21 protein-coding genes are annotated in these 22,113 nt (G+C 72.8%); 10 read left to right on the plus strand and 11 right to left on the minus strand.

From position 1 onward, the window contains the following. Positions 1-83: 83 nt before the first annotated feature. Both ACIA8R_RS09640 and ACIA8R_RS09645 read right to left on the minus strand, forming a co-directional pair. Positions 84-284 carry a DUF5302 domain-containing protein gene (locus tag ACIA8R_RS09640; RefSeq protein ID WP_357699139.1) on the minus strand — a complete coding sequence of 67 codons (201 nt, stop codon included), beginning with the start codon at positions 282-284 and terminating at the stop codon, positions 84-86. Positions 285-331: 47 nt separating this feature from the next. Then, positions 332-1,786 (minus strand): MDR family MFS transporter, encoded by a 1,455-nt coding sequence (locus ACIA8R_RS09645; RefSeq protein ID WP_397037626.1) that lies wholly within the window; start codon positions 1,784-1,786, stop codon positions 332-334. 56 nt (positions 1,787-1,842) lie between these two features. Between ACIA8R_RS09645 and ACIA8R_RS09650 the strand changes: the two genes are divergently transcribed. The 4 genes from ACIA8R_RS09650 (at position 1,843) to ACIA8R_RS09665 (ending at position 4,531) form a co-directional block, all read left to right on the plus strand. Then, the gene (locus tag ACIA8R_RS09650) at positions 1,843-2,343 is read left to right on the plus strand and encodes a PadR family transcriptional regulator (RefSeq protein WP_364084705.1); all 501 of its coding nucleotides are present in this window, start codon (positions 1,843-1,845) and stop codon (positions 2,341-2,343) included. Positions 2,344-2,427: 84 nt separating this feature from the next. Then, on the plus strand, positions 2,428-3,414 hold the full coding sequence (locus tag ACIA8R_RS09655) for a rod shape-determining protein (protein WP_364084708.1): 987 nt from the start codon (positions 2,428-2,430) through the stop codon (positions 3,412-3,414). Continuing rightward, entirely contained in the window at positions 3,411-3,980 is a 570-nt protein-coding gene (locus ACIA8R_RS09660; protein ID WP_357699131.1) for a YetF domain-containing protein, read from the plus strand. Before ACIA8R_RS09655 ends, ACIA8R_RS09660 begins: the two co-directional genes overlap by 4 nt. Positions 3,981-4,069: 89 nt before the next feature. Continuing rightward, positions 4,070-4,531: a hypothetical protein gene (locus ACIA8R_RS09665; RefSeq protein WP_397037629.1), complete on the plus strand. Its 462-nt coding sequence runs from the start codon at positions 4,070-4,072 to the stop codon at positions 4,529-4,531. A 4-nt stretch (positions 4,532-4,535) separates the two neighbouring features. Here ACIA8R_RS09665 and ACIA8R_RS09670 read toward each other — a convergent pair whose 3' ends face one another. The 4 genes from ACIA8R_RS09670 to ACIA8R_RS09685 all read right to left on the minus strand — a co-directional run bounded on the left by ACIA8R_RS09670 (position 4,536) and on the right by ACIA8R_RS09685 (position 8,228). Further along, positions 4,536-5,750 (minus strand): ABC transporter permease, encoded by a 1,215-nt coding sequence (locus ACIA8R_RS09670; protein ID WP_357699127.1) that lies wholly within the window; start codon positions 5,748-5,750, stop codon positions 4,536-4,538. Next, positions 5,750-6,514 (minus strand): ABC transporter ATP-binding protein, encoded by a 765-nt coding sequence (locus ACIA8R_RS09675; RefSeq protein WP_397037631.1) that lies wholly within the window; start codon positions 6,512-6,514, stop codon positions 5,750-5,752. Before ACIA8R_RS09675 ends, ACIA8R_RS09670 begins: the two co-directional genes overlap by 1 nt. 68 nt (positions 6,515-6,582) lie before the next feature. Continuing rightward, positions 6,583-7,713, minus strand: coding sequence for an efflux RND transporter periplasmic adaptor subunit (locus ACIA8R_RS09680; protein WP_397037633.1), 1,131 nt, complete (start codon positions 7,711-7,713; stop codon positions 6,583-6,585). Continuing rightward, positions 7,713-8,228, minus strand: a complete 516-nt coding sequence (locus ACIA8R_RS09685; RefSeq protein ID WP_357699121.1) for a hypothetical protein — start codon at positions 8,226-8,228, stop codon at positions 7,713-7,715. Before ACIA8R_RS09685 ends, ACIA8R_RS09680 begins: the two co-directional genes overlap by 1 nt. A 132-nt stretch (positions 8,229-8,360) precedes the next feature. Between ACIA8R_RS09685 and ACIA8R_RS09690 the strand changes: the two genes are divergently transcribed. The 4 genes from ACIA8R_RS09690 (at position 8,361) to ACIA8R_RS09705 (ending at position 13,375) form a co-directional block, all read left to right on the plus strand. Continuing rightward, positions 8,361-9,017, plus strand: a complete 657-nt coding sequence (locus tag ACIA8R_RS09690) for a response regulator transcription factor (RefSeq protein WP_357699119.1) — start codon at positions 8,361-8,363, stop codon at positions 9,015-9,017. Continuing rightward, positions 9,014-10,213, plus strand: a complete 1,200-nt coding sequence (locus ACIA8R_RS09695) for a sensor histidine kinase (RefSeq protein WP_397037635.1) — start codon at positions 9,014-9,016, stop codon at positions 10,211-10,213. The genes ACIA8R_RS09690 and ACIA8R_RS09695 overlap by 4 nt, the downstream gene beginning before the upstream one ends. 70 nt (positions 10,214-10,283) lie before the next feature. Then, positions 10,284-11,870, plus strand: a complete 1,587-nt coding sequence (locus tag ACIA8R_RS09700) for a serine/threonine-protein kinase (protein ID WP_397037637.1) — start codon at positions 10,284-10,286, stop codon at positions 11,868-11,870. Continuing rightward, positions 11,870-13,375 (plus strand): serine/threonine-protein kinase, encoded by a 1,506-nt coding sequence (locus ACIA8R_RS09705; protein ID WP_397037639.1) that lies wholly within the window; start codon positions 11,870-11,872, stop codon positions 13,373-13,375. The genes ACIA8R_RS09700 and ACIA8R_RS09705 overlap by 1 nt, the downstream gene beginning before the upstream one ends. 25 nt (positions 13,376-13,400) lie before the next feature. Here ACIA8R_RS09705 and ACIA8R_RS09710 read toward each other — a convergent pair whose 3' ends face one another. From ACIA8R_RS09710 to ACIA8R_RS09730, 5 genes are all read right to left on the minus strand, one after another. Next, positions 13,401-14,369, minus strand: a complete 969-nt coding sequence (locus ACIA8R_RS09710) for a hypothetical protein (RefSeq protein ID WP_357699111.1) — start codon at positions 14,367-14,369, stop codon at positions 13,401-13,403. Continuing rightward, a complete protein-coding gene (locus ACIA8R_RS09715; RefSeq protein WP_364084736.1) occupies positions 14,366-16,786 on the minus strand; it encodes an SMC family ATPase in 2,421 nt (806 codons plus the stop codon). The genes ACIA8R_RS09710 and ACIA8R_RS09715 overlap by 4 nt, the downstream gene beginning before the upstream one ends. Further along, positions 16,786-17,925 (minus strand): exonuclease SbcCD subunit D, encoded by a 1,140-nt coding sequence (locus tag ACIA8R_RS09720; protein ID WP_357699107.1) that lies wholly within the window; start codon positions 17,923-17,925, stop codon positions 16,786-16,788. Before ACIA8R_RS09720 ends, ACIA8R_RS09715 begins: the two co-directional genes overlap by 1 nt. Positions 17,926-17,935: 10 nt before the next feature. Further along, the gene (locus ACIA8R_RS09725; protein WP_357699105.1) at positions 17,936-19,693 is read right to left on the minus strand and encodes an ATP-binding protein; all 1,758 of its coding nucleotides are present in this window, start codon (positions 19,691-19,693) and stop codon (positions 17,936-17,938) included. Between the two features lie 91 nt (positions 19,694-19,784). Further along, positions 19,785-20,408 (minus strand): hypothetical protein, encoded by a 624-nt coding sequence (locus ACIA8R_RS09730; RefSeq protein ID WP_397037642.1) that lies wholly within the window; start codon positions 20,406-20,408, stop codon positions 19,785-19,787. Positions 20,409-20,632: 224 nt separating this feature from the next. On the opposite strand from ACIA8R_RS09730, the gene ACIA8R_RS09735 reads away from it, so the two are divergent. Beyond that, positions 20,633-21,364: a hypothetical protein gene (locus tag ACIA8R_RS09735; protein ID WP_364084746.1), complete on the plus strand. Its 732-nt coding sequence runs from the start codon at positions 20,633-20,635 to the stop codon at positions 21,362-21,364. An 84-nt stretch (positions 21,365-21,448) separates the two neighbouring features. Next, on the plus strand, positions 21,449-22,069 hold the full coding sequence (locus ACIA8R_RS09740) for an L-threonylcarbamoyladenylate synthase (RefSeq protein ID WP_397037644.1): 621 nt from the start codon (positions 21,449-21,451) through the stop codon (positions 22,067-22,069). The last annotated feature ends 44 nt before the right edge of the window (positions 22,070-22,113 follow it).

The following is a 22,113-nucleotide window of genomic DNA, read 5'->3' on the forward strand; positions in this document are numbered from 1 at the left end:
GTCATGAACCGGGTAAAGATCTACCTGTCGAGGTAAAGAGAAAGGGGGCACGGCATGCCGTACCCCCAGCTAAATTCGACCTTTCAGCCGCCGCTCTTGCGCCTGAAGGATCTTTTACTCGAGGCCGGGCCGTGCGCCCCGTGGATCTTCGACGGGTCCACGCCCCTGCCACCCGCGGCCGAGTCGGCCTGCTGCCCGCGCTTGCGTTCCAACGCCTCCCGGAACTTGCGCTTCATCTCGTCCTCGGGAGTCTCGCTGACTTCCGGCTCCGGTGTTTCCGCCATGAGGACCTCCTGGTATTGGGGACATCCACAGCTTCGCATGACGCCGCTTACGACGCGAAACCGGCCTCCACTCTGCTCTCCGGCGCCGGCGTCTGCTCCAGCCGCCTGCCGGGCATCATGACCAGCGCGACCAGGGCGATCACCGCGCCCGCCACGCCCAGCGACGGGATCACCACGGCCGCCGCCGAGGCGTGCGCGGCCGCGAGCCCGTGCACGGGCGCGTCCGTGGTGATGACCGACGTGTACGCGGTGCCGGCCAGCGCCAGCGCCACCGAGCCGCCGATCTGCCGGAAGAAGGTGAGGTTGGCCGAGGCGGTGCCGATGTACTGCGGCGCGACGGCCTGCTGCACGGCCACGGTCAACCCCGACAACATCGGCCCCATGCCGAGCCCGATGAGCACCATCCACCCGGCCAGCAGCAGGCCGTCGGTGCGCAGGGTCAGGTTCAGGCAGAGCAGGCTGCCGGCCACCAGCAGGAACGGCGCCCCCACCAGCCACGGCTTGTACGTGCGCGTCCTGGACATCAGCGTCCCCATGAGCGCGCTGCCCGCCACCATGGCCAGCGTCATCGGGTAGATCCTCAGCCCGGACTCGGTGGCGCTGACGTTCAGCGCCTGCTGGAAGTAGCGCGGCAGGAACACCACACCGGCGTACATGCAGAAGGCCGTGAAGAACGAGGTCGCGTTGACCAGCGTGTACGTGCGGTCCCGGAACAGGTGCATCGGCATGATCGGGCTCGACGCCCGCAGCTCGACCAGCACGAACACGGCCAGCAGGACCAGGGCCAGCAGGATCGGCCCGGCCACGGGCAGGGACGTCCAGGAGTTGCTGTCCAGGCCCTTCTCGGTGAGGCCGAGCAGCAGCGCGCTGATGGCCACGCTGAACACCGCGATGCCCAGGTAGTCCGGTCGGCCCCCGCCGCCGGTGCCCGGACGGAACGGCAGCCGCAGCGCCACGATCGCGATCAGCGCGATCCCGAGCGGCACGTTCACGTAGAAGGCCCACCGCCAGCTCGCGTGGTCGGTGAACAGCCCGCCCAGGAACGGCCCGGCCAGGTACGTCAACGCCATCACGCCGCCGAGCGCACCCTGCACCCGGGCGCCGTTCCGGCCGGGCGGGAACATCTCCATCACCAGGGCCAGCGAGAGCGGCAGCAGCGCGCCCGCGCCCAGCCCCTGCACGGCCCGGAACACGATGAGCTGGGTCATGTCCTGCGCCAGGCCGCACAGCGCCGATCCGACGACGAACACCGACATCCCGACGAGCAGCAGCGGCTTCCTGCCGTGCTGGTCGGACAGCCGGCCGTACAGCGGCACGGTGACGGTGGAGGTGAGCAGGTAGGCCGTGACCACCCACGTGTACAGCCGCGTGCCGCCCAGCTCGCCGGTGATGCGGGGCAGCGCGGTGCCGACGATCGTCTGGTCGAGCATCGCCAGGAACATCCCGCCGAGCACCGCCAGCAGCACCAATCCGTTGCCCTTGGCCTTCATGTCACTAGTCACAGGTAGAGACTGATAGGTAAGCGCTGACATGTCAAGCCTTTGCTATGCTGGCGGGCATGTCCCTGCGGATCGCCCTCCTCGGGCTGCTCTCCGGCGTCGGCCCGGCCAGCGGCTACGACCTGGCCAAGAAGTTCGAGCACTCGCTCAACCACGTCTGGCAGGCCGGGCACACGCAGATCTATCCCGAGCTGGTCAAGATGGCCGCCGACGGCCTGGTGACGGTCGAGCACGAGGGCGCGCGGGGCCGCAAGATCTACGCCATCACCCCCGAAGGCCGCGCGCTGCTCACCGACTGGCTGATCGGCCACGACCCGTCGGCGACCGTGCGCAGCGAGACCGCCCTCCAGGCGTTCCTGCTGCCCCTGCTGAACACCGAGCAGGCCATCGCCGTGGTCGAGCGCATCAAGGCCCACTTCGTGGCCCGCCTCGCCGTGCTCGACTGCGTCCCTGAGGGCAGCAGGCTCGGCAACTACGCGCTCACCCTCGGCCTCCGCCAGGTCCGCTCCGGCGTCGCCTGGGCCGACGAGACCCTGGCCGCCCTGCGGCGCGAAGGGTAAAACGGAACTCTTCGGTTCCTGGTGTTGCGTTGGAGCAGCCCCGGATATACACCCAGGCATGATGGTCTACCTCCCAGTACGGCGATGAGCCTCCTGGGTCGTGACCTGGCGATCGACCTCGGCGCGGCCAGCACGAGGATCTATGCCAAGGGCAAGGGCATCGTGCTCGACGAGCCCTCGGCCGTCATGCGCGACAGGGAGACGGGCAAGGTCCTCGGCTACGGCGCCGAGGCCGCGGACGGCGTTGACGTCACGGACGGCGAGACGTACTGGCCGATCAGCGATGGCCTGCCCCAGGACGGCGAGCTCGCCCGGCGCATGATCAGGCACTTCCTGCGCAAGGTGCATCGGCACCCCTTCCCCCGGCCGCGTCTGGTCATGGCCGTGCCCGACGAGTTCACGCCGATCGAGCGGGTGGCGCTGCGCGACGCCGGGTTCGAGGCGGAGGCCCGCGGCATCCTGCTGGTCAAGCATGCGATCGCCGCGGCGCTCGGCGCGGGCCTGCAGGTGCGCGACGGCACCGGGCACATGGTCGTCGACATCGGCCGCGACGCCGCCAGGGTCGCCGTGCTCTCCTGCGGGGCCGTGGTCGCCGCCGGAACCGTGCGCGGCGGCGGGAACGCCGTCACCCGCGCCGTAGCCCGCCTGGTCGAGGACGAACACGGCCTGCTGGCCGACGACCGGCAGGCCGAGTCGGCCAAGCTGCACGCGACCCGGGAGCCGGCCGGGAACGTGCTGATCCACGGCAGGGACGCCGGCACCGGCGAGGAGCGCGCGGTCGCGCTGCCCGCCGCCCGGGTCCGCGAGGCCGCCGTGCAATCGGTCGAGCACATCGTGCGGGCCGCCGAGTCCACCATGGAACGCTGCCCTCCCGAGCTGACCGCCGACCTGGGCGAGCGGGGCATGGTGCTGGTCGGCGGCGGCGCGCTGCTGCCCGGCCTGCGCCGGCGGATGCAGGAGGGCCTGTCCATGCCGGTGCGGCGCGCGGAGCGGCCCAGCGACTCGGTGGCGCTGGGCCTCGGCCGCTGCGTGGAGGACCTGGGGCTGATCGCCAAGCTGAGGCGCCGGTGAACGACCTGTTCGACCTGGGGGTCTCGCTCGCCGACAAGACCGTCAGGACGATCGCGGTCTACGTGACGATCGCCGTCCTGCTCCGCATCGCCGGAAAGCGCGGCATCGCGCAGCTCAACAACTTCGACTTCGTGGTCATGCTGCTGATGAGCAACGTCGTGCAGAACGCGATCATAGGCCCGGACAACTCGCTGATCGGCGGCCTGGTCGGCGTGGTGATCCTGGTGGCCGTCAACGCGCTCGTGGTGCGGTGGGCGGCGACCGTGCCCGCGGTCGGCAGGATGTTCGAGGGCGCCCCGGTCGTCCTGGCCCGCGACGGGCACTTCATCCCCTCCGCGCTACGCCGGATGGGCGTCCGGCAGGCCGATCTCAACGTGATGCTCCAGCTCAGAGGCGCCGACAGCGTCGCCGACACCGAAGTGGTACGCCTGGAGCCCGGCGGCTCGCTGCTGGTCCGCCTGCGCCCCGAGGAGGAGGACGTGGAACGCGGCGACCTGGAGGAGCTGTACCGGCGCCTCGACCGCATCGAACGCAAGCTGGACGACCTGAAAAGCGGGCCCTCCTGAGAATGGCGGCCGAACGACCATTAGATATCGATCATTAATGGTCCGTTAATCGCCCTGCGCCCGGAATTGATCTCCGATATTGTCCTGATGTGCGCCTGGCTGGTCGCTCGGTCATGATGTCCGCGGTGCTGATCTGCGTCGCGGTCGCGGCAGCTTGTACCTCCGGCCGCCAGTTCTCCTTCGAGGAGGCGGCCAGGCAGCTCACCGCCGACACCGACACCCTGCTCACCAGCGCCGCGCTGCGCGTGGCGCCGGACCACCGCTCCGACGAGACCGAAGACCGCTCGTGCGTGCCCGGCCAGGTGCGCCGGCTCGTCCGGGCCGAGGGCGAGGCCGCCGACGCCCCCGACGGCCTGCTGGACACCCTCCAGGACATGGGCTACGACCGGATCGTGGAGGACCTCGACCTGCGTGACGAGAGCCCCGAGGTCTCCGTCGTGCGCAACCCCCGGACGAACCTGACGTTCGAGCTCACCGTCCTCGACGGGCCGAACGTCAGGATCGTCGGCAGGACGACCTGCTACGTCCCGCAGGAGGACGCCCGCTCCTGACGCCTCAGGGCGCCGACAGCGCCTCGGTCGGCGACAGCCGCGAGGCGCGCACGGCCGGGTAGAGCCCCGCCACCGCGCCGATGAGCAGCGTGGCCACCAGGCCCCCGACGGTCGCCCAGCCGGGCACCACGGCGGGCCACTCGCGGGAGAAGGCGTAGCCGACGGTGACGCCGGCCCCCAGCAGGATGCCGCCCACGCCGCCCAGCGCGGACAGCAGCAGCGACTCGGCGAGGAACTGGGTGCGGATCTGGCCGCGCGTCGCGCCGAGCGAACGGCGCAGGCCGATCTCGGCGCGGCGTTCCAGCACCGAGATGACCATCGTGTTGGCCACGCCGACGCCGCCCACGATCAGGGCCACCGCGCCGACGCCGAGCAGCAGCCCGGCGAAGGCCTGGCTGGTCGCCTGCTTGGCGGCCAGCGCGTCCGACGGGCGGGACACGTCCACCTCGTTGGGCGCCTCGGGGTTGGCCGTGCCGGCCAGCACCGACCGTACGGACTCCAGCCTCGTCTCCTGCGAGCGGGTGTAGAGCGTGGTCGGGTGCCCGTCGAAGTCCAGCCTGGACTCCGCGACCGGCCAGCCGACCAGGGCCGCGCTGTCCAGCTCCTCGGCCAGGGGCACCGGGTCGAGCACGCCGACCACCGTGAACCGGATGCCGCCGATCACCACCTGCGTGTCGGGGGTGACCGCGCCGATGCCGAGCCGCCGGGCGGCGACCGAGCCGAGCACGGCGGCCGGGTAGCGCTCGGTGGCCGCGTTGAGCCAGGTGCCGCTGCGGACCGTCGCGCCCACGGTCGGCAGCAGGTCGAGACGGGCGGCGGCGGTGCCCAGGCCGTTGGTCTGGGGCGCGGGGATCTCCTCGCTCCGGTAGACCTTGGCCTCCGGCACCCTGCCCGTGGACGAGACCGTCTCCACCGGGCCGATGCGCTCGATCATCGCCTCGGCGTCCATGGGCATCTGGGCCGCCTCGCCCATCAGCGTGGTGCCGGAGGAGACGGTGAGCAGGTTCGTGCCCAGCGCGGACAGCGTACGGTCCAGCTCGGCGCTGGAGGAGGACGAGATCCCGACCACGCCGATCATCGCGGCGATGCCGATCGCGATGCCCAGCGCCGACAGGAACGCCCGCAGCGGGCGGGTGCGCAGGCCGACCGCGCCCACGCGCATCACGTCGCGCGGGCGCATCTTGGCCGGGGAGAGCCGGGGGCGCTCCAGCGTGGCCATCACGCCACCTCGGATTCGACGGACTCCCGCACACGCACCCCGCGCTCCCCGCGCGCCCCGGAGCCGGGGGCCGAGTCGGAGCGGGAGGCCGTGTCCGGGCTTGAGGCCGAGTCGGCGACGATCCGGCCGTCCCGCATGCTCACCTGGCGGGGCAGGCCGGCGGCGATCTCCCGGTCGTGGGTGATGATCACGATGGTGGTGCCGCTCCCGTTCAGTTCGTGCAGCAGGTCCATCACGCCGGTGCCCGAGACCGAGTCCAGCGCGCCGGTGGGCTCGTCGGCCAGCAGCAGCGGCGGGTCGCCGGCCACCGCCCTGGCGATGGCCACGCGCTGCCGCTCGCCTCCGGACAGCTCGTGCGGCTCGTGGTCGACGCGGTGCGCGAGGCCGACGCGGCGCAGCGCCGTCGCGGCCCTGCGGCGGCGTTCGGACAGGGGCAGGCCGGTGTAGATCAGGCCGTCGGCCACGTTGTCCAGGGCGGAGACCTTGGCGGCCAGGTGGAAGTGCTGGAAGACGAAGCCGATCGTGGTGGCGCGCAGGGCGGAGAGCTGGTTGTCCGACAGCTTGGAGACGTCGTAGCCGTCGATCTCGACGCGGCCCGCCGACGGGCGGTCGAGGGTGCCGACGATGTTGAGCATCGTGGACTTGCCCGAGCCCGACGGGCCGACGATGGCGACCAGCTCGCCGTGCCGGATCTCCAGCGACACCGAGTCCAGCGCGGCCACCCCGCCGGGGTAGCTCCTGGAGACGCCGGTGAGCGCGATCATGGGCCACCTCATCCCGTGGTCCGCGGCGGGCGTGCCCGAAGGGGGCGGGGAGGGGGTAGTGGTGTGGGTCATTTCGGGATTCCGACCGTCATGCCGTCGGTGAGACCGTCGCCGGAGATCTCGACGCGGCCCCCCGCGAACAGCCCGGTCTTCACCGCCACATATCGCGACTTGCCACCTTCGACCACCTCCACCCCGAACCCGCCCTCCTGCAACGCCACCAGCGCCGACACCGGCACGGTCAGCACGTCCTTCCGCCGGTCGGCGGTGAACGTCACCTTCACCGCCGCCTTGTCGAGCCCCTTGGCGGCCTTGGCGTTGCCCAGCGAGATCAGCACCTCCAGGCGGGTCTCCGGATCGGCGTTCTGCCCATCCCCCGGCTCGATGATCGTGGCGACCTCGGTGATCCGGCCGGTCACGTCCTTGCCGCCGGGCAGCGCGACCGAGACCTTGGTGCCCTTCCTGGCCATCCGCTGGTCCTCGGCCGCCAGCTTCGCCGTGACTACCTTCTTCGTGCCCGTGTAGGTGAGGATCTTCTGCCCCGGTGCCGTGGGCTGGCCCCGCTCGGCCTCCAGGCTCTCCACCCGGACCTTGCCGGGAGCGAAGACGACCCGTCCCAGCTCCACCACGCCGGTCTCGTCCAGGCCACGGTCCTCCTGCCACTCCCTCACCGCCTGGGCGGTGTCGTAGGTGTACTCGTCGTCCACGGTGAAGCCGTCGTAGCCGAGTTTGCGCAGGTTGCGTTCCAGGTTCTCGACGTCCCTGCCCTCGGCGCCGATCCTCAGGTCGCGGTAGGCGGGGGTGGTGCCGTACAGGAGCATGACCGGCTTGTTGTCCAGGCGGAACAGGGACCGGCCGCGGGTGATCTGGTCGCCGCTGTCGGGGAGCCAGGTGACCGTGCCCGGCTTCCTGGCCGTGGCCGTGGTGACCGGGCCGTAGCCGAGTTCGCCGTCGGCGTCCCTGGTGTCGTTCAGCGTCTGCCGGGTGACCGGGGCGGTGGCCGGGGGCAGCGCGGCGGCCGACGTGGCGGGGGCGGCGCCGCCGTTCAGCAGGCCGCCGGGGTTGACCGCCAGGACCGCCGCCCCCGCGGCGGCGGCGACCCCGATGAGGACGACGATCGTCCGGCCGCCGCGGGGGCGGCGCGGACGCGGTGAGGGGGCGTCCGGCTCGGCCCTCTCGTCGATGGTGGCCCTCCCCATCAAGAGCCTCCCTGTCCCCCGCCGATGTTCATCCGGCACTTCTCCTGCGCGGACTTGAAGTCGGGGTCCTCGGCGACCTCGCGGTTGATGCGCACCATGCCGCCCTCGGGATCGGGGAACGCCTCCACGCCGTTGTCACGCATGCACTGCGCCTGCTTGCGCATGTTCTCGGCCTGCTTGGGGTCGCCGCCCTTGCCCGACGTCATGCCCTCCGGCTGGAACTGCTTGCAGGCCTCCATGGCCTTCTGGACCTTCTCCGGGCCGCCGGAGCTCTTGTCGAACTTCATCTCCATCCGGCCGTCCGGGCCGGGGTCGGGCATGTCCAGGCCCTGTTCGCGCAGGCAGGTGGTGTACTTGACGGCCTGCTCGCTGCGGTCCGTGGTGGCCGAGGCGCCGGCCGACGGCCGGGCGCCGGTGCCGGTCACCGACGCCACGTCCGATCCGCTCTCCTGGGCGCCGCACGCCGTCAGGAACAGCGCGGCCGCGGCCAGCGCCATGAGGGGTCGTCCTCGCATGAATGCTCTCCTCCGTCGGATCCGATGGCCTTCGAGGGGAGATGCAATACGCGGCCGTGTTTCTCCAGCGTTTCCATCCCGACTTATCCCGATCAAATGCCACCCGCGTCACAATCGAGCCGGAGGTATGGAATGCGGGTGCTGGTGGTGGAGGACGAGCGCATGCTCGCCGGCGCGATCGCCGAGTGGTTACGCGAGGAGACCCACGCGGTCGATCTCGCCCACGACGGCGAGGCGGCGCTGGAACGGATCGCGGTCAACGACTACGACGTGGTCGTGCTGGACCGCGACCTGCCACGCGTGCACGGCGACGACGTGTGCAGGGAGCTGGTCGCCTCCGACTCCGACGCGCGGGTGCTGATGCTCACGGCCGCCGCCCAGCTCGACGACCGGGTGAGCGGGCTGTCCATGGGCGCCGACGACTACCTGACCAAGCCGTTCGCCCTCCCGGAGCTGGCGGCGCGCGTCCTGGCGCTGGGACGGCGCTCACGTCCGGCCACTCCCCCGGTGCTGCGCCGGGCCGGGATCACGCTGGATCCGGCGCGCAGGGAGGTGTTCCGGAACGGGCGGTTCGTCCCGCTGTCGAAGAAGGAGTTCGCCCTACTGGCCGAGCTGATGCGGGCGCAGGGCACGGTCGTCTCGGCCGAGCACCTGCTGGAGAAGGCGTGGGACGAGCACGCCGACCCGTTCACCGGCGTGGTGCGGCTGACGATACTCAAGCTGCGCCGCAAGCTCGCCGACCCGCCGGTGGTGGAGACCGTGCCGGGAGTGGGGTACCGCATCCCATGAGACGTCCGCACCCCACCCTGAGGCTGCGCCTCACGCTCGTGTACGGCGCGCTCTTCCTGGTGGCGGGGCTGGCCCTGCTGGGCGTCACGTACCTGCTGTTCAACCAGCAGCTCTCGCAGTCGTTCGAGAGCCGGTTCACGACCAGTGACGGCACCCGTAAGAACATCATCTTCCTCAAGCAGGACGGCGTCGAGCTGGTCGGCCCCGCCGCCGTCAAGTGGATGCGGCAGCAGGAGGAGGGGGTGCGCGAGGCCGCCGTGACCTCGCTGCTCACCCAGGGCGCGATCGCTCTGACCGTCGTGTGCGGGACCGCCGTCGGGCTGGGCTGGGTGGTGGCCGGACGTGTACTGGCCCCGCTGCACCTGGTGACCGAGACCGCGCGCCGCATCGCCGCCGCCCCGATGGCCGAACGCGGCCTGCACGAACGGATCGCGCTCCACGGCCCCCCGGACGAGGTCAAGACGCTGGCCGACACCTTCGACACGATGGTGGAACGGCTGGACCACTCCTTCGACGGCCAGCGCAGGTTCGTCGCCAACGCCTCGCACGAGTTGCGCACGCCCCTGACGCTCAACCGGGCGCTGGTGGAGCTGGCCATGCACCGGCGTACCGCCTCCGACGACGTCAAGGAGCTGGGCGAGAGCCTGTTGCAGATCAACACCCGCCACGAACGGCTCATCGCGGGCCTGCTGCTGCTGGCCCGCTCCGAGCAGGAGATCGCCGACCGTTCCCCGGTGGACCTCGCCGACGTCGTCACCCACGTGGTCGCCCAGACCGCGCGCGACGCCGAGGAGGCGAAGGTCGTGGTGAAGGAGGACGCCGCTCCGGCGCCGACCGTGGGTGACGCGCTGCTGCTCGAACGGCTGGTGCACAACCTGGTGGAGAACGGCGTCCGGCACAACCTCGACGACGGCACCGGCTGGGTGCGGGTGTCGAGCCGGACGGTCCCCGGCGGGCTGGTCCAGGTGGAGGTGGGCAACAGCGGGCCGAGCGTGCCGCCGTACGACGTGCCGCTGCTGTTCAAGCCGTTCCACCGGCACGGCGCCGAGCGGGTGGTCACGGGGATGAGCGCGGGGCTCGGGCTGTCGATCGTGCGCTCGGTGGCCGTCGCGCACGGAGGCGACGTGACGGCCCGGCCCCGCGAGGGCGGCGGTTTGATCGTTACGGCGACGCTGCCGGCTGCTCGCGCAACTTGACTACAAATCCTGATATTGGTCGCTATCGTAAGTAACTTCGTTCATTTCAGTATCAGGAGTCACTTCTCTCATGGCGCACGTCGAACCGCTGCGGGAGGGTGACCCGGCGGTCGTGGGGGCGTACCGGCTGCTCGGGCTGCTGGGCGCGGGCGGCCAGGGGACCGTCTACCTCGGGCGGGCGCCCGACGGGCGGACGGTGGCGGTCAAGGTGCTGCGCCACGGCGCCGGGCCGGACGAACGGTTCGCCAAGGAGATCGAGGCGGCGCGGCGGGTGGAGCCGTTCTGCATCGCGCAGGTGCTCGACGCGTCCCCGGGGCCGCAGCCGTACATCGTGACCGAGTACGTCGAAGGGCCCTCGTTGCAGCAGGCGGGCCGCCACACGGGGGCCGACCTGCAACGGCTCGCCGTCGCCACGGCCACGGCGCTGGCCGCCATCCACCAGGCGGGCGTCGTGCACCGGGACTTCAAGCCCGCCAACGTGCTGCTCGGCCCAGGCGGGCCGCGGGTGATCGACTTCGGCATCGCCCGTGCCGCGGACGCGTCGGCCACCATGACGAGCGGCATCGTGGGGACGCCCGCGTACATGGCGCCCGAACAGCTCGCGGGACAGATGGTCGGGCCGCCGGCGGACGTGTTCGCGTGGGCCGCGGTCGTGGTGTGGGCGGGCACCGGGACGCCGCCGTTCGGCCAGGACACGCTGCCCGCGATCATCAACCGGATCCTGAACAACGAGCCGCAGCTCGGCGACCTGCCCCGGCCGCTGCGCTCGATCGTGTACGACTGCCTGGCCAAGGACCCGGCGGCCCGTCCGACGATGCGCGACGTCCTCCTCCGCCTCCTCGGCGGCGACGCCCCCACCCCGGCCCACCCCTCCCAGCTCCAGGGACCACGGCACCCCACCCCGTCCGGCGCCATGGGGCAGGGACCACCGCCGGGCCCCGCTCCGGTCGGGGGCGCGGGGCAGGGGCCGGCGCCGTTCCCCGGCCCGGGGGGACGGCGGCACGGGCGCGGGCGGGGGGTGGTGCCGCTGGCCGCCGGGTTGTCGGTGGTCGTGGCAGCGGCGCTCGTGGGCGGGGTCGTCTGGCTCGCCCCCTGGTCGCACCTCCCCGGCCTGTCCGCGCTCACGGCCCCCTCCGCCACCCCGACGCCTCCCACCTCCACCCCGCGGAAAACGCAGCGGAAGAGCACCCCGAAACCCGCCACCACCAAGAAACCGACCTCCCGCCCCACCACCCGCCGCCCTACGGAGTCAGCCACCCCCCGCCCCACCGTCACCCGCACCACGACACGTTCGACCCCCACCCCCACCCGCACCACCAAGAAGCCGGTCACCACCGCCAGGGCCGGCGTCGGGGAGATCACCCTGTCCGGCGGCCCCGGACAGTCCGCCGGAAGCGGCTGCTACATGCCCCCCTTGCACTTCCAGGGCCGCGTGGAGTCCACCAAGCGCGAGATCTGGGTCTCCTACGCCTGGCTGATCGACGGCAGGAGCGTCGAGCGCAGCAGATCCTGGGTCTCCGAGGACGACTACAGCGCCTACATCACCGCCGGCCAGTACATGCTGAAGGCCGGCCCCCACACCGTCACCCTCCGGGTCACCGCCCCCAGCGCCGCGACCAAGAGCGTGTCCCTGACCATCTGCACGATGGACGACTGATGACGATGCCGCCGGCCATCGGCCCGTACCGGCTGGTCAGGCAGCTCGGCGAGGGCGGCCAGGGCGCCGTGTACCTGGCCGAGGCCCCCGACGGCGCCCAGGTCGCGATCAAGGTCCTGCACGAGGGCGCGACCGGCGACGGCCGCTTCGCCAAGGAGGTCGCCGCCGCGCGGCGGGTGGAGCCGTTCTGCGTCGCGCAGGTGCTGGACGCCTCGCTGGGCGGGCGGCCGTACATCGTGACCGAGTACGTCGAAGGGCCCTCGTTGCAGCAGGCGGGCCGCCATGCGGGGGGCGACCTGCAACGGCTCGCCGTCGCGACCGCGACCGCGCTGGCCGCGATCCACCGGGCGGGCGTCGTCCATCGCGACTTCAAGCCCGCCAACGTCCTGCTGGGACGCGACGGGCCGCGGGTCATCGACTTCGGCATCGCCCGCGCCGCCGACGCCTCCGCCACGGTCACCAGCAGCATCCTGGGCACGCCGTCGTACATGGCTCCCGAGCAGTTCGCGGGCGCCACCGTCGGCCCCGCCACCGACGTCTTCGCCTGGGCCTGCGTCATGGTGTACGCCGCCACCGGCGTCCCGCCGTTCGGCAACGACTCGGTGCCCGCCGTACTCGGCCGCATCCAGTACGGCGAGCCGCACCTCGCCGGCGTGCCCGAGCCGCTGCGCTCCATCGTGGCCGCCTGCCTGGCCAAGCACCCCGACGCCCGCCCCACCATGCAGGACGTGCTCTTCCAGCTCATAGGCGGCCCCCGCCCCGCGCCGCCGCCCTCCCCCGGCCACCCGGCCGTCCCTCACGTCTGGACCGGCCCCTCCGGCCGTCCGCCCGGCGGCCCCACGCACCCCTCCGCCCACGGGCACCCCCGCCACCCGCCGGGCGGACGTCCCCGGGCCGGGCTCGCGCTGCTGGCAGGCGGCGTGGCGCTCGTCCTCACGGCCGCCACCGCGACGGCCGCCTGGGTGTGGTGGCCCACCGCCCCGGGCCGGAACACCACGAACACCACGAACGCCGCCGCACCCCCCACCACGCACGTCCCCGACAGCCGCAGGTCCGGCACCCGCCGATCGACCACCCGCAAGCCCGCGAAACCCACCAGGTCCCCGCAACCCCCCACCACCAGGCCGACGCCCACCACCAAGCCGACGTCCGCCAGGCCGACCTCCACCACCAGGCCGACGACCTCCACCAGGCCGACGACCCCCGCCAAGGGCGGCGTGACCTCGGCGGCCCTGACCTACCAGGGCATCCGCGTGGGCGACTGCTGGCGCTACGACCTCAACGTCTACGCCGACGTGACCGCCACCGTCGGCTACGACTACCAATGGCTCGTCAACGGCCAGAGCCAGGGCAGAAAGGTGGCCACCGCCTCGACCAGGCCCGTCCTGCCCTCGATCACCTGGAAGGGCAAGGGCAGCTACACCGTGGTGTTCCGCGTCCTCACCCCCACCAGCCTCCGCCGCAGCGCCACCGTGAACATCTGCGACGTCGACAAAGGCTGGTAGCGGCCCCCGTCCGGTGGCCGGCCGGTCAGCCGAGTTGCGCGGCCGTGCGGAGTGAGCGGTAGAGCAGGCGCGGGTCGCCCAGGTGGTGGCGCAGGAGTTTCTCCAGGCCGCCGATCGGGACCAGGTTCTGGGGGGCGCGCGGGTCCTTGTAGTCGACCCCGGCCAGCGCCGGCAGGGCCAGCGTGACCGCGTCGGCCAGCTCCACGACCTGCGCCGGGTCGAGGTCGGCGCTGGCCTCGCAGCGGGCGATCCCGGCCCACGGCGCCGACGACTGCACCGGGAGCCGCAGGTACCAGGCGTGCCTGCGCCAGCTCGTGCCCATGAGGAACACCGGCGTACGCTGCCCCGGCGTGAGCGCGGCGACCACGGCCGACTGCGGCGGCGGCAGGTACGCCGCGTGGTGCGTCTTGATGTAGCCGATCGTGCGCGGCAGATGGGTACGCCCCCGCAGCGGCCCGTCGACCAGCAGCAGGTCGTCGCCCAGCGACCGGTGGCGGACGGCGAGGTCCACCTCCAGCTGGGTGACCTGGCGTTGCAGGGCGAGCGACAGCTCCTCGAAGCTGGAGTCGGCGGCCTTGTGCGGCCGGTAGGAGGCGTGCGCGGTCTTGACCTCGGGCGCGTACGGCGAGGCCGAGATGAGCGCCCTGTCGACCTCGATCGCGGCCAGCTCGGCCCCCTCGCGCCCGCAGCGCACGATCCCGGCGGCGTAGGAGGCGGCGATCCCGGGGACGGGCATCGGCAGGTCGGAGTCGTGCACCCACACGCGGGCGTCGATCCGGCGCACGCCGTCGGCCACCAGCAGCGTCTCGGGGACGGCGGCGCCGGGGCCCGGCGTGACCGGCTTCCAGTCGGCGGCCGGCCGCTCGACGTCGAGGACCAGCTCGGCACTGGTCGCGCCCAGCTCGGACAGGGCCTCGACGGCGACCGCGGCGGCGTAGCCCGGGTCCCAGGGGTCGACGGTGAAGCCCGACGCCCCCTGGACCCCCGACGTCATTGCCCCACCTTCCGGACGTGCGAGCCCTTGGCGTCGCGCAGCACCTCGAACCGGGCGGGCACCCGGTCGGCCAGCGCCGGGACGTGGGTGACGACGCCGATCATGCGTTCCTGCCCGGCGGCCAGGCGTTCGAGGGTGGTGGCGACGGTGTCGAGGGTGGCGGGGTCGAGCGTGCCGAAGCCCTCGTCCAGGAAGATCGAGTCGAGCCCTCTGGCGACGGCCCCCGACAGCGCCAGGGCCAGGGACAGCGCGGCCTGGAAGGTCTCGCCGCCGGACAGCGTGCGGGCGCTGCGCCGCAGGCCCGCCTCGCCGTGGTCGATGACCTCGATGTCGCCGGTGCGTTCGCCGAGCGCCAGCTCGTACTGGCCGTCGGACAGCTCCATCAGCGTCTCGGACGCCGTGGCGACCAGCACGGCCAGGGCCTCGGCGCACAACCACCGCTCGAAGGCGTTGGCCCGCAGGCGCAGCGCCAGCTCGTGGGCGACCTTGGCCTCGTGCTCCTTCTCCGCGACGGCGGTCTCCAGCTCGGCGGCCCGCCTGCGTTCCTCGCGGACCCGTTCGAGGGCGCCGTCGGCCCGCGCGACCGCGCCGGCGACGGCCGCGCCGAGCTGGTCGGGGGTGGCGTTGCGCGGGACGGTGACGCCGTGCTCGGCCAGGCGTTCGGTCAGCTTGTGGCGTTCGGCGGCGAGCCTGGCGGTGGCCTGGGCGAGCTCCTGCTCGCGCTCGGTCAGGGCGGCGCGGGCGGCCTCGGCGGCCCGGTCGCGCCAGCCGAGCAGCTCGGTCCAGGCGCGGTGGAGGTCGTCGCGGGTGAGCGGCGGCGGCGCGTCGCCGGAGGGCGCGAGCACGAGCAGCCGGTCGCGGGTGGCCCCGAGGGTCTGCCAGGCGCTCTCGGCCTGCCGTTCGACCTGCTCGGCGGCGGTACGGGCGCGTTCGAGCTTCTTGCGCGCGTTGCGCACGGCCGTACGGGCCTCGGTGGCCAGGGCCTCGGCCTTGGCGATGGCGGCCAGGCGGCCTTCGATCTCGTTGCGGTCGCCGGGGGCGGGCAGCCCGGCCAGCTCGGCGTCGATCCTGCCGGACTGGGTGGCCAGCATCGACGCCGACGTCTCGGCCTTGGCCAGGGCGGCCCGGCCACGGCTCGCGTGGTCGCGGGCGGCGGCCAGGGCGCGGTCGGCGGCGCCGAGATCAGCGGGCGTCTCGTGGCGGGGCAGCTCGGCGAGCGGACGCAGGCAGACCGGGCACGGCTCCCCCACGGCCAGCCGGTGGGTCAGGCCGGCCGCGGTGTGGGCGTCGCGCAGCCGCTCGCGTTCGTGTTCTGCGTCGGTCAGCGCGCGTTCGGCGTCGGCGACCGCGGGCGTGAGGCGGTCGAGTTCCGTGGCGGCCTCGGCCGCCGCCTTCCGGGCGTCGGCGGCCTGGGCGGTGAGGCGTTCGCGGGCGTCGAGCGCGGCCAGCGCCGCCACCGGCTCGGCGCGGTCGCCGAGCGCGGCCAGCGCCTCGAACGCCTCGTGCTCGTCGGCCTCCACGGCCGCCGCCTCGGCGTCCAGCGCGGTGATGGCGTCGGCGGCCTCGCGGCGGGCCGAGGCCAGCGTCGGCACCGCGGGCGGCATGCGCAGCGCGGCCAGCGCCGACTGCCGCTCGGCCACCGACGCGCGTTCCTGCTCGGCCCGGCCGATGTCGGACTCTCGGGAGCGCAGCAGGTCGAGGTCGGTGTCGATGGTACCGGCCAGCCGGTGCAGCGCGGCCAGCCGGTCGGCCAGCTCGCGTTCGGCCTCGTCGGACGCGCCGGCCAGCTTGGCGAGCTGGTCGCGGGCGAAGGCGGCGGCGTTGCGCGCGGCCTCCTCGTCGCGGGCGGCCCGCTGCCTGATCAGCTCGTAGACGTCGGCGTCGAGGAGCTGCACCAGCAGGTCCTGGCGCTCGCGCGGCGCGGCGTGCAGGAACTCGGCGAACCGCCCCTGCGGCAGCACCACGCACTGGGTGAAGAACTTGTACTCCAGGCCGGTCACCCGCTGCACCTCGGGGGTGACGTTCTCGCCCTCGGCCAGCGGCTTCAGCACCATCTCGTACGCCTCGCCGAGCGGGGCCGCCGGGTCCAGCTCGTCGATCCTGGCCTCTTTGGTGCGCACGGTGCCCTTGGCGTCGCGGACCAGCGAGCGCACCACCCCGTAGCGCCGCCGGTCGCTCTCGAACACCAGCGCCACCTTGCCCGAGCTCGCCGACGGCGCCAGGGCGTGCGCGATGACGTTCTCCTTGCCCCAGCGCGGGACGGTGCCGTACAGGGCGAAGCAGATGGCGTCGATGATCGTGCTCTTGCCCGCCCCGGTGGGGCCGACCAGGGCGAAGTACTCGGTGTCGGAGAAGTCGACGACGGCCGGCTCGCGGAAGCTGCCGAAGTGGTCGAGGTGCAGCAGCAGGGGACGCATCAGCCGGTCACCTCGTCGTAGAGCCGGTCGAACAGGGCGGCGACCTGGTCGTCGTGGCGGCCGGTCGCGGTCAGGTACTCGCGGAACAGCTCGCGCGGGCTGCGCGCGGCCGACCCCGTACGCCGCACCGCCGGCACCGGCCGGAACCGCTCGTCGAGGACGACGTCGACCGAGCCGGGCAGCAGGTCGCGCACCTGGTCGGACAGGCCGACGCGGGGTTTCTCCTCCACGATCACCTTGAGCCAGTCGTCGCCCGCCTCCAGGCCCTCAAGCTGCTCCAGCGTGCCGCGCACCGTACGCAGCCTGCGTGCCGAGGCGAACGCCAGCTCGCGCACCACGGCGGGCCTCCCGGGCGTGACCTCCACCAGCAGCGCGCCGGGCGTGTTGCCCTCCTCACCGAAGTCGACGGCCAGCGGCGAGCCGCTGTACCAGATCGGGCACGGGCCGGGGATCTGCTGCCTGCGGTGGAGGTGGCCGAGCGCGGCGTACTGGGTGGAGACCGGGAAGGCGTTGGGCTCGAAGTAGTAGGAGAAGATCGACTGGGCCTCGCGCTCGCCGCCGCCGAACGCGCCGCCCGGCAGGGTGCCGTGGGTGGTGATCAGGTTGACGGTGTCGCTCTGGAAGCCCGCGGTCAGCGCGCCGACCAGCTCGGAGATGCGGGTGGCGTAGTCGCGGTTGTGGTCGGCGGCGGTACCGGTGAGCACCTCCGCGGCGCGTACGACGTAACGGTGGGACAGGAACGGCAGCACCCCCAGCCGCACCGGCTCCCCCGAGCGCGCCGTGAAGGCCAGCGTGCCGCCCGCGTCGGGACGGCGGAAGACGCCCACCACGTGCATGCCGAGCTTGCCCAGCACAGGGCGGTAGACCTCGAAGAGCTGCGGGTTGTCGTGGTTGCCGGCCAGCACCACCACGTCACGGCCGTCGCCGCGCAGCGCCATGAGGGCGTTGAGCACCAGCGACTGCGCCTCGGGCGTCGGCGCCGAGGTGTCGAACAGGTCGCCGGCCACCACGACCGCGTCGACGTCGTGGGTGCGGGCCGCCGCGACCAGCTCGCGCAGCACGGCCCGGTGCTCGTCCATGCGGGAGCGGCCCTTGAGCACCTTGCCCACGTGCCAGTCCGCGGTGTGCAGGAATTTCACCGAGCTCCCTTCAGAACGGCGGAATGTCGTCTTCGACGCCCGGCAACCCCTGGAACGGATCGGCGGCCGACGAACTCGCCCGGGACGCCGCCTCGGCCGGACGGGTCGCCCAGGCGGGGAACGGGAACGCGACGGCCAGCGGCACCGGGATCTCCGGCTGGGCGACGAACATGGTGCCCGGTTTGGCGATCGTGGCGCGTTCCCTGACGGCCGGGGGCAGCCAGCCGTACTCGGAGCGGGCGGCCTCGGCCGGGTCGAGCCGGCCCGCGACGCGTACGGCGCTGTTGGACACGATGCGGCGTTCCACCTCGGAGGCGGTCTGCTGGGCGCCGATGAGGATCACGCCGAGCGAACGGCCGCGCTCGGCCACGTCGAGCAGGATCTCCTTGATCGGGGAATCGCCCTCGCGCGGCGCGTACTTGTTCAGCTCGTCGAGCACCACGAACAGCAGCGGCTTGGCCGTGCCCGAGGTCTCCTTGCGGTGGAACTCGCCGCGCAGGACGACGCCCACCACGAACCGCTGGGCCCGTTCGGGCAGGTTGTGCAGGTCGACGATGGTGACCTGGGCATCGGACGTGCGCACCGAGTGGGCCCGGAAGAACGGCAGGTCGCCGCGGACGATCGGGGACAGCGGCTTGACCGCGCTGCGCAGCCTGCGCAGGAAGGCGTTGACCGTGCCGAGCGGGGTCTGGGCGCCGGTCCACTCGATGCGGGTGGCCTCGTCCTGCAACTGGTCGGACAGGAGCTCGACCAGGTCGCCGAAGGTGCGGCAGGCGGTGCCCCTGATCATGACCGCGCCGCCGTCGCCCACCGGCTCGGCCCACGACTTCAGCCGGGCCGCGACCTGGCCCACCAGCAGGGAGTATCCGGCGCGCTCGTCGTCGGCGTCGGCGAAGACGAACCGCAGCAGCTCCTCCTCGCACAGCTCGACCAGCGTCCAGAAGAACGAGCTGACGCCCTGGGTGCGCGCGGACACGTGCGGCACGCCGTTGGGGTCGCCGGGCCGCGGCGGCGCGAACACGTGCACGCTGCCGAACGGCTGGGCGGGCAGCCCGAGCCGGGCGTACGCGGCCCGCGCCCCGTCGTCGAGCCGGACGTTGTCGTGGTCGAGGAAGAGCAGGTCCTCGCCCTTGACGGAGAAGATCAGGGCCTTGGTGTTGGCCGACTCGGCGTCGAGCACGCCCGAGTTGAAGATCGAGTAGAGCAGGAACGTGGCGAAGGACGTCTTGGTGGCCACGCCGGAGACGCCGGAGATCGACACGTGCGCGCCGCGGGTGCCGTCGAGGAAGTCGAAGTTGACGTAGAGCGGCAGGCCGTCGCGGCCCGTGCCCATGGGGACCCGGCGGTCCATCACGTCGAAGTAGAGCGCCTGGTCGCGGTCGCCGGCCCCGGCCAGGAAGACCTGGGAGCCCGGCAGCGGCGGCACGAACACCTCGGGCTCGACCCTGGTGACCCGCACCTCGGCCACCTCGACCACGGCGGCGGGCAGCGCGCCCTCGGCGATGAGGAACACGTCGGAGTCGTAGGCGGCGCCCTCGTGCCTGGCCTCGACCGTCGTCACCACGCCCGCGACCAGCACCGGGCCGTGGCCGGGCACCTCGCGCCTGGTGACCACGACGTCGTCGAGCTGCAACACCTTGCCGGGCTCCAGCCCGACCCAGAACGACAGCGGCGAGGCGGCCTGGGTGCCCAGGACCCGGCCGACCGCCTCACCGGACGCCGCCGCAGCAGGAGACGTCTCGCGGCTCGCAGCCCCGTTGACCGTCACGAATCCCTCCACCACCAGACATGCCCTTCCAAAGGAGAGTAGTCGGGGCCCGGGGATGCGTCCGGCTCATCGACGCCTTCGCCGCGCCGCGTCAGAGCGCGAAGGCCGCCTTGGTCCAGGCGTGCTGGGCGTCGAGCACCTCGCCCAGCATGCCGGCCAGCGTGGCGTCGGGCTCCTCCGCGGGCCGCCTCGGCCCGATGCGGCCGCCCTCGGCGCTCCGCCCGGCCACCAGCAGCACCCTCGCGCCCTCGCGGTCGACCGCCAGGGCCGCCGCGGGCTCCCACGCGCCCTCCCGGTGCGCCGCGGCGGGCCTGCGCGGCACCTCCCGGTACGCCGGAGGTCTCCACGCGCCCTCGCCCTCGGCGGGCGCGAGGGCATGCGCGGGGGCGACGACCACCAGCGCGTCGACCCGCATCGCCGTCGCCACCCGCCGCCGCGACTCGTCGAAGGCGTCCTCGGGCGGGACGGGCTGGGCCCGCATCGACTCGGCCATCATGCGCAGCAACGCGGGCAGGCCGAGCCCGCCCGGCTGCGCCAGCTCGTACTGCAGGTAGCCGACCAGCGGGAACGGCGGGTCGGGAAGGGTGTTGTAGCCGAGGAACAGCCTCGGCCACCCGGCCGACTCGGAGGGGCCGGTCAGCGCGCCGTGAGCCACCCGCCCCAGCTCGCCGGCCCCGTGGTGGGGCAGGCCATTGACTGACCGCAACATCGCCATGCACGAATTGTTGCAGACCGATTACCTTCAGTTGCGCGTTCTCCACGAGAGCCCGGGACCTCCGCCGTCCAGCGTGATCATCTTGATGGGAGCCATGGATACCAGCCGGGTCCGACAGAACCGGCTCCGCACAGCACGCGTCGTCCGGATGTGGACGGTCCGGTCAACCTGCCGCCGCCGTCCGCCGTCCCTTCTGTGTCACATCCGCCACAAAGGGAAACGTCGTGCGTCTGCCACTGATCCTGCCCTTGGCCGTCCTGCTGTTCGCCACGCCCGCGCCCGAGAGCGGCACGGTGGCGGCGTACACGTGCAAGACCGCCGGCACGAACGAGACGCAGGTCGTCAAGATGACCATCACCCTCACGGTGCCCGCCACCGCCCCCGTGGACGAGCAGCTGACGATCGGCTGGCGCGGCTCGTACGTCGAGGGCGCCGAACTGCGCGCCCCCGCCACCGGCCTGACCGGCGAGATCAAGCTGTACGCCTACGCCGCCGTCAGCGGCATCGACCGGCTGACCTCGGCGACGGGCGTCGGCAGCCCCGGCCTGATCGTCCCGGGAGCGGTCATCCCCCTCCCTGCGGGCACGGTCGACCTGCGGACCACGCCCCGGCATCCGGGGTCCGGCACGGTGCGGCCCGCGTCCGTCAACTTCGGGCCGACCCCGCAGCAGCGCCTGATCGAGTGCGAACTCCAGGACAAGGACGCGCCGGCGTCGTACCCCCTGACCGTCACCACCGCTCCGGGCGCCACCGACGCCACAGACACTCCGGCCCCCGAAAGCACGCCCCCGGCCGAGACCCCGGAGAAGACGCCTGCCGCGACGCCGACGGGCGGCGCGGACACCGGCGGCGGGGGCGAGGCGGGCCCCGACGGGCGGGCGCTGGTGCTGGCCGGCTCGCTGGTCCTCGCCGCCGCCCTCACCGGCTTACGCCTCCGCCGCCCGTCCCGCCCGTAGATGATCCGCGCCCGGTATGTGACTCGGCCGTGCGGGCCGGGCCACGTGTCACGCGTGGAGGTACGTGCTCCTATGATCCGATGCGTGGCCAAGTACTTCGACCTGCACCCTGTCAATCCCCAGCCTCGCCTGATCGGCCAGGTGGTCGAGACCCTGCATGCCGACGGGCTGATCGCGTACCCGACGGACTCGTGCTACGCGCTGGGGTGCCGGCTGGGCAACAAGGACGGCCTCGACCGGATCAGAGAGATCCGGCACCTCGGCAGCGATCATCACTTCACCCTGGTCTGCAAGGACTTCGCGCAGTTCGGCCAGTTCGTACATGTGAGCAACGCGGTGTTCCGGCTGGTCAAGGCGGCGACTCCGGGCGGGTACACGTTCATCCTGCCGGCGACCAAGGAGGTGCCGCGGCGGTTGCTGCATCCCCGGAAGAAGACCGTCGGCGTCCGGATCCCCGATCACGTCGTCACCCAGGCGCTGCTGGCCGAGCTCGGCGAACCGCTGGTGTCGAGCACGCTGATCCTGCCCGGCGAGACCGAGCCCTCGACGCAGGGCTGGGAGATCAAGGAGAGCCTCGACCACATGGTGGACGCCGTCATCGATTCGGGGGAATGCGGCGCCACGCCGACGACCGTCGTGGACCTGTCACAGGATGAGCCCGAGATCCTTCGTCGCGGCACCGGAGACCCGTCCCTCTTCGAATAGGCGGCAGACGGCCCACCCGGCCGGCCACCCCTTCGGAAGGCCGG

It is taken from the genome of Nonomuraea sp. NPDC051191 (assembly GCF_044455665.1).
GTDB lineage: Bacteria > Actinomycetota > Actinomycetes > Streptosporangiales > Streptosporangiaceae > Nonomuraea.